The organism is Burkholderia sp. LK4 (assembly GCF_001043615.1).
Lineage (GTDB): Bacteria > Pseudomonadota > Gammaproteobacteria > Burkholderiales > Burkholderiaceae > Burkholderia > Burkholderia cepacia.
Genome location: NZ_LDUL01000092.1, coordinates 58,397 through 64,439 on the forward strand (window position 1 = coordinate 58,397; position 6,043 = coordinate 64,439).

Annotated in this window: 5 protein-coding genes and 1 pseudogene; 2 read left to right on the forward strand and 4 right to left on the reverse strand. The window is 68.5% G+C overall.

The window, feature by feature from the left end:
• Window positions 1-52: 52 nt before the first annotated feature.
• The gene (locus VK92_RS34895; protein WP_048026633.1) at window positions 53-484 is read left to right on the forward strand and encodes a DUF4810 domain-containing protein; all 432 of its coding nucleotides are present in this window, start codon (window positions 53-55) and stop codon (window positions 482-484) included.
• 10 nt (window positions 485-494) lie between these two features.
• Complete coding sequence (locus VK92_RS34900) at window positions 495-1,169, forward strand: DUF799 domain-containing protein (protein ID WP_027788935.1); 675 nt, start codon at window positions 495-497, stop codon at window positions 1,167-1,169.
• Window positions 1,170-1,315: 146 nt separating this feature from the next.
• Here the strand turns inward: VK92_RS34900 and VK92_RS34905 are convergent, their stop codons facing one another.
• The 4 genes and pseudogenes from VK92_RS34905 to VK92_RS34920 all read right to left on the reverse strand — a co-directional run.
• Entirely contained in the window at window positions 1,316-2,617 is a 1,302-nt protein-coding gene (locus VK92_RS34905) for an NAD(P)/FAD-dependent oxidoreductase (protein WP_048026634.1), read from the reverse strand.
• Window positions 2,618-2,641: 24 nt separating this feature from the next.
• Window positions 2,642-3,946, reverse strand: coding sequence for an NAD(P)/FAD-dependent oxidoreductase (locus VK92_RS34910; RefSeq protein WP_048026636.1), 1,305 nt, complete (start codon window positions 3,944-3,946; stop codon window positions 2,642-2,644).
• 112 nt (window positions 3,947-4,058) lie between these two features.
• Window positions 4,059-5,642, reverse strand: coding sequence for a DUF3138 family protein (locus tag VK92_RS34915; protein WP_048026635.1), 1,584 nt, complete (start codon window positions 5,640-5,642; stop codon window positions 4,059-4,061).
• A gap of 115 nt (window positions 5,643-5,757) precedes the next feature.
• Window positions 5,758-6,043: pseudogene (locus VK92_RS34920) on the reverse strand (putrescine ABC transporter permease PotI); the annotation flags it as partial.

The window sequence follows — 6,043 nt, forward strand, 5'->3', positions numbered from 1 at the left end:
CGTGCGCGACACGCGCTCGACGAATCACTCACTCATCGGAAGAGACAAGACCATGAAACGGGGAATCTGGCTGCCGGCGACGGCGGCCGCCATGCTGCTCGCGGGCTGCGCGGCACCGACCACGCCGCCGCTCTATCAGTGGAACGGCTATCAGCCGCAGGTGTACGAATACTTCAAGGGGCAAAGCTCGCCGCAACAGCAGATCGACGCGCTCGAGAAGGCGCTGCAGGAGATTCGCGCGAAGGGTAACAAGCCGCCGCCCGGCTTCCATGCGCATCTCGGGATGCTCTACGCGAGCGTCGGCAACGGGCAGCAGGCCACGCAGTCGTTCGAGGCCGAGAAGGCGCTCTTTCCGGAATCCGCGTCGTACATGGATTTCCTGATGAAGAAGAAGGCCGTGAATCCGCAGGCCGCGAACCCGAAGGCCGCCGACCAGGCGATCGCCGGCCGGAAGCAAGCCGATCCGACTCCCGCCCAACAGTAACGTGCGTGCCATGATCAAGACACTTTCATTCAAGCTGCTGTCCGTGCTGTCGCTCGTCGCGCTGCTGAGCGCATGCGCGCAACCCGTCAAGCGTCCCGACTACACGGCCTTCAAGAAGAGCCAGCCGCGCTCGATCCTCGTGCTGCCGCCGGTCAACGAGACCACCGATGTCGGCGCGACCTACGGGGTGCTGTCGCAGATGACGCAGCCGCTCGCCGAGTCGGGCTACTACGTGGTGCCGGTCGCGGTGATGGACGAGACCTTCAAGCAGAACGGCCTCGCGAACGCGGCCGAGATCCAGAACACGTCGCCGGCGAAGCTGCGCGAGATCTTCGGCGCGGATGCCGCGCTCTATTCGAAGATCACGCAATACGGCTCCGTCTACCAGGTGGTGGACAGCACGACGGTGGTCGCGGCGTCGGCGAAGCTCGTCGACCTGAAGAGCGGCGACGTGCTGTGGCAGGGCGAGGGCCGTGCGACCGGCAAGGAGGTCGGCAACTCCATGAGCGTCAATGCGTTCGGTGTCGTCGGGATGCTGGTGCAGGCGGCCGTCAAGCAGGTCGCGCATTCGCTGACCGACGAAGCGCACGATGTGGCCGGGCTGACCAGCAGCAGGTTGTTGTCGGCGGGGCCGCCGAACGGGTTGCTGTACGGGCCGCACTCGCCGAAGTACGGGACTGACTGACCCGCGCGGATGCAGCGGCTTCGGCCGGTCGGGCAGGCCAGGTCGCCTGCCTGCCGTGCCGGTGCCGCGACATCCGGCACCCGGCGGCCGCGTTCGCGCGGCCGTTTTGCATGGCGGGCGGCGGCGCTCGTCGCCCGCGCCGCCGCTCAATGCACGCCGAACGCGTCGAGCAGCCGGTACCAGCTCATCGCGAGCACGAGCGCCGGCGTGCGCAATGCCTCGCCGCCGGGGAAGTCGCGATGGCGGATCTTGTCGAACAGGTCGAAGCGGCTCGCCTGTCCGTCGATCGCCTCGGCGATCAGCTTGCCCGCGAGCGCGGTCGTGTTCACGCCGTGCCCCGAGAACCCCTGCGCGAAATACAGCGTCGGCGCGATGCGGCCGAAGTGCGGCGCGCGGTTCATCGTGATGTCGACGAAGCCGCCCCACGCGTAGTCGACCTTCACGTCCGCGAGCTGCGGGAACGTCTTCAGCATGTCCGCGCGCATCGCCGCGGCGAGATCGCGCGGCTCCCGCGTCGAATAGCTGACCTTGCCGCCCCACACGAGCCGCGTGTCGGGCGCCGGCCGGAAATAGTCGAGCACGAAGCGGCTGTCGCAGATCGCCGCGCGCGCCGGCATCAGCGCGGCGGCGCGCGCTTCGCCGAGCGGCTCGGTCGCGATCACGTAGGTGCCGACCGGCATGATCTTCTTCGCCAGCGCGGGCGCGAGCGTGCCGACGAAGGTGTTGCACGCGAGCACGACGAAACGTGCGCGCACGTTGCCGCCGCTCGTCTCGACGACATGGCCGCCCGCGACGTCGCGCACGCGCGTCACGCAGCTGTCCTCGTGGATGCGCACGCCCGCACCGGTGGCCGCGCGCGCGAGGCCGAGCGTGTAGTTCAGCGGATGGAGGTGGCCGCTGTCCGGGTCGTACAGGCCGCCGCAATAGCGGTCGGACTGCACGTAGTCGCCGAGTTCGTCGGCTTCGACGAAGTGGAAGCGGTCGTAGCCGAAGCGCTTCGCGGCTTCGTCGCGCCAGCGTTTCAGTGAATCGGCATCGCGTTCGGTGTTCGCGGCGGTCAGGTAGCCGGGCACCAGCGCGCAGTCGATGTCGTGCTGTGCGATGCGCGACTTCACGAGCGACAGCGTTTCGAGCCCCATGTCCCAGATGCGCTTCACGTCACCTTCCGGCATGAACTGCGCGAACGTGTCGATGTCGCACGCGAAGCCGCCGATCAGCTGGCCGCCGTTGCGGCCGCTCGCCGCCCATCCGACCCGCGACGCTTCAAGCACGGTCACCGAATGGCCGCGCTCGGCGAGGTTCAGCGCGGCGGACAGGCCCGTGAGGCCCGCGCCGATCACGCACACGTCGGCATCGATCGTGCCGGCGAGCGGCGCGTGGCGGGTCGTATCGTTGGCGGTCGCCGCGTAGTAGGACGCGACGTGCGGCTGGTTGGCGAATGTCTGCATGGTCAGGAAAACGAATAAATGGGCTTAGAACAGCTCGCGCACGCGGTGGTACAGCATCCCGAGCTCGAGCGCGGGTTGCCGCCACGCGTCGCCGCCGGGGAAGCGCCGGTGGCGCATGCGAGCGAACAGGTCGAACGCGCGCGTGTCGCCCGCGATCGCGCCGGCAATCGCGCGTCCGGCAACGCCGGTGAGCGCGACGCCGTGCCCGCTGAAACCCTGGACGTAGAAGAAGTTCGGATCGAGCGCGCCGAAATCCGGCGCGCGGTTGCGCGTGACGTCGACGAAGCCGCCCCACGCGTGGTCGACACGCACGTCGCCGAGCTGCGGGAACACGCCGACCATGCGCCGCCGGATCGTTTCGGCGAGCGTGGCGGGTGACGCGCCGGCCGAATTCGCGCGGCCGCCGAACAGCATCCGGTGGTCGGCCGACAGCCGGAAATAGTCGAGGAAGAAGTTGTTGTCGCACACGGCCTCGCGCTGCGCGATCAGCGCATCGGCGCGTGCCTGGCCGAGCGGCTCGGTCGCGATGATGTACGACGCGATGGGCGCGATGCGGGCGGCCGTCGCGGCCGGCAGCACGCCGCCTGGGCCCGCGTTGCAGCACGACACGACGAAGCGGCAGCGCACGTCGCCCGACGGCGTGCGCACGACGGGCCGCGCGCCGCGCACGACGTCGAGCGCGGGCGTGTGCGCGTACAGCGCGACGCCTTCTCGCCGCGCGGCTTCGGCGAGGCCGAGGCAGTACTTGAGCGGATGCAGGTGGCCCGACAGCGGATCGTAGACACCCGCGAGATAGCGTGTCGACGCGATGCGCGCGCGGATCTCGTCGGTGTCGAGCCACGACAGCGACGGATGGCCCCAGCGCCCGGTTGCGGCGTCCATCCATGCGCGCAGGTCGTCGATGCGGCGCGGTTTGGTCGCGACCGTCAGGTAGCCGCGCGTGAAGTCGCAGTCGATCCCGTAACGCGCGATCCGCTCGGCGATCAGCGCGACGCCGTCGAGCGACAGCGACCACGCGGCGCGTGCGCCGTCGGCGCCGAGCTGCCGCTCGATTTCCTCGTCCTTCGCGAAGCCGGTGATCGCCTGCCCGCCGTTGCGGCCCGACGCGCCCCAGCCGGGCCGGTGCGCATCGATGACCGCGACCGACAGCCCGCGCGCGCGGCAGTCGAGCGCCGTCGACAGGCCGGCGAAGCCGGCGCCGATCACGCAGACGTCGACGTCGATCGTGTCTTCGAGCACCGGGTCGTCGGCGGCCGGCCGCACGGCCGTCGCCTCGTAGTACGAGTCGCGCGCGAGCGCATCGGCGCGGCGGGTGAAAGACTGCGTCATCAGACCGACTCCCTCGTTGCGGCCGGCACGCGATGCGCGATGCATCGTGTTGCGGCCGGTAAAAACGGCGCGGGACGCCGTGCGCGCGGCACGGCGTCCCGCGTGTGCTGCGTCAGAACGAATAGATGAACTGCGTCGCGAGCAGGTCGTTGGACTTGCCGTACGAACCGTCGTTGCGCAGGAACACCTTGTTGTTCGCCCAGTCGTGCCGGTATTCGACCTTCACGGTGATCTGCTGGGTCGGATAGAACAGCAGGTCGAGCGCGACGTCCTGACGTACCGCCCCCTTGCACTCGAAGCCCAGGCCGCCGCCGGCCTTCGACTGCGCGAGGCAGTCCGCGTCGACGCCGAAGCCGTTGCTCGGATCCATCCCGTTCCCGTTCAGCGCGATGCCGCCGCCGCCGCCGCCGTTCTTCGAGTTGGCGAGCAGGTCGTAGCGCAGCGTCACGCCCATGCGGCCGACCACCGGCGCGTTGAACTTGCGGTGCGCGAGCAGCGACAGGCCGTACCACTGGGCGAGCCCGCCGTTGAACGCCGCATGCTGCTGACGGCCGTAGTCGACTTCCGCGTTGTACTGAATGTCGGCGAGCGTGTAGGTCGCGTCGAGTTCACCGAAGAAGAACGAACCGTACGCGCTCGGTGCCGCCCCGCCCGGGCCGTAGTTGGTGCCGATCTGCTGGCCGGTCACCGGATCAGTTACCGCGGCTGACGACAGCGTCTGCCGCCCGATGTTGAACGACCCGCCGATGTCGAGCGCGCTCGACCACGTGTAGTCCGCGCGCGCGGTGAAGGTCGGCACCTTGTTGCTGGTCGTGATCGGGTCGCCGAGCGCGTTGGTGCCCTTCTGCGTGACCGAACCGTACGTGCGGTACTGCTCGTTGCCGAGGAAGAACTTCCACGCCCAGTTGCCCTTCGTGTAGTTCGCGCCGATCCCGACATAGCTGCCCGGATCCGAGAAATCGTACAGCAGGTTGTGCGTGAGCGTGAGCATCTGGTTCGACTGCTGCACCTCGTAGCCGCCGAAGCTCGGGATCAAGCCGGCGACGAGTGTCGTCTCGGCGGTGATCGGCACGTTGATGACCGCCGTGTTCAGCAGGTTGTCGGTGATCGAGCCGCGCGAGTTCTGCAGCAGCGTGATGCCGTTGCCGCGGTTCGGCATCAGCGTGATTTCCGCCGACGGTGCCATCGGGCCGACGCCGAAGGTCTTCTTGATGTCGAGGTAGAGATCGCCGAACGTGCTGTTGAAGTAGTTGTACGCGTTCTCGTGGTTCGCGAACAGGAACGACGACGTGCCGGCCGCGCGGTTGTAGATGTAGGTCGGGTCGATGTAGCCCGTGACCGACAGGCCGGCCAGCGGGCCCGTGTTGGCCGCGTCCGTCAGCGAATCGACCTTCAGCTGCTGGTTCGCGATCTGCTGTTTCATTTCGCCGACTTCGTCGTTGGTCAGCGTCGCCTGCGCCTTGCCGTAGTCCGGCGAGCCCGGATCGACGGCCACGGCGACCGGCGCGGCCTTCGTGCCGGCCTGGGCGGTCGCGGTGCCGCCCTTCGCCGAAAGTTGCGCCTGCATCGCCTTCATCTGCTTCTGCAGCGCCGCGACCTGCGCCTGCAGCGCCTTGATCTCGGCGGATGTCGAGTCGGCCAGCGCGATGCCCGGCAACGCGCCGGCCACCAGCAGGCAGATCAGTTTCTTCTTCATTGCGGATTCTCCTTGTCGTGCGCCTGTCAAATCGGGATCGAATCGCGCGCCCCCCTGGGGCAGCGCGCCTTGCTTGTCTGCACTGCTTGTTATCGTCGAAGCCGGCGGCGCGTCGTCACGCCACCGCGAACGCCGCCTTCATGTCGGCCACGCGGCGCCGTTCACGCGCGATCATCATCCGGTTCACGACGATCACGCCGATCGTCACGGCCGTGATGAACAGCGTCGCCAGCGCGTTCATCTCCGGGTTCAGCCCCAGCCGCACGCGCGAGAACACCACCAGCGGCAGCGTCGTCGACCCCGGCCCCGACAGGAACGCCGACAGCACCAGGTCGTCGATCGACAGCGTGAACGACAGCAGCCACCCCGACAGCAGTGCCTGCGAAATCAACGGCAGCGTC

Bases quoted from the DNA above. Each gene is read 5' to 3' on its own strand.
- VK92_RS34915 (WP_048026635.1), bottom strand. From the start codon at position 5,642: ATGAAGAAGAAACTGATCTGCCTGCTGGTGGCCGGCGCGTTGCCGGGC.
- VK92_RS34910 (WP_048026636.1), bottom strand. From the start codon at position 3,946: ATGACGCAGTCTTTCACCCGCCGCGCCGATGCGCTCGCGCGCGACTCG.
- VK92_RS34895 (WP_048026633.1), top strand. From the start codon at position 53: ATGAAACGGGGAATCTGGCTGCCGGCGACGGCGGCCGCCATGCTGCTC.
- VK92_RS34900 (WP_027788935.1), top strand. From the start codon at position 495: ATGATCAAGACACTTTCATTCAAGCTGCTGTCCGTGCTGTCGCTCGTC.
- VK92_RS34905 (WP_048026634.1), bottom strand. From the start codon at position 2,617: ATGCAGACATTCGCCAACCAGCCGCACGTCGCGTCCTACTACGCGGCG.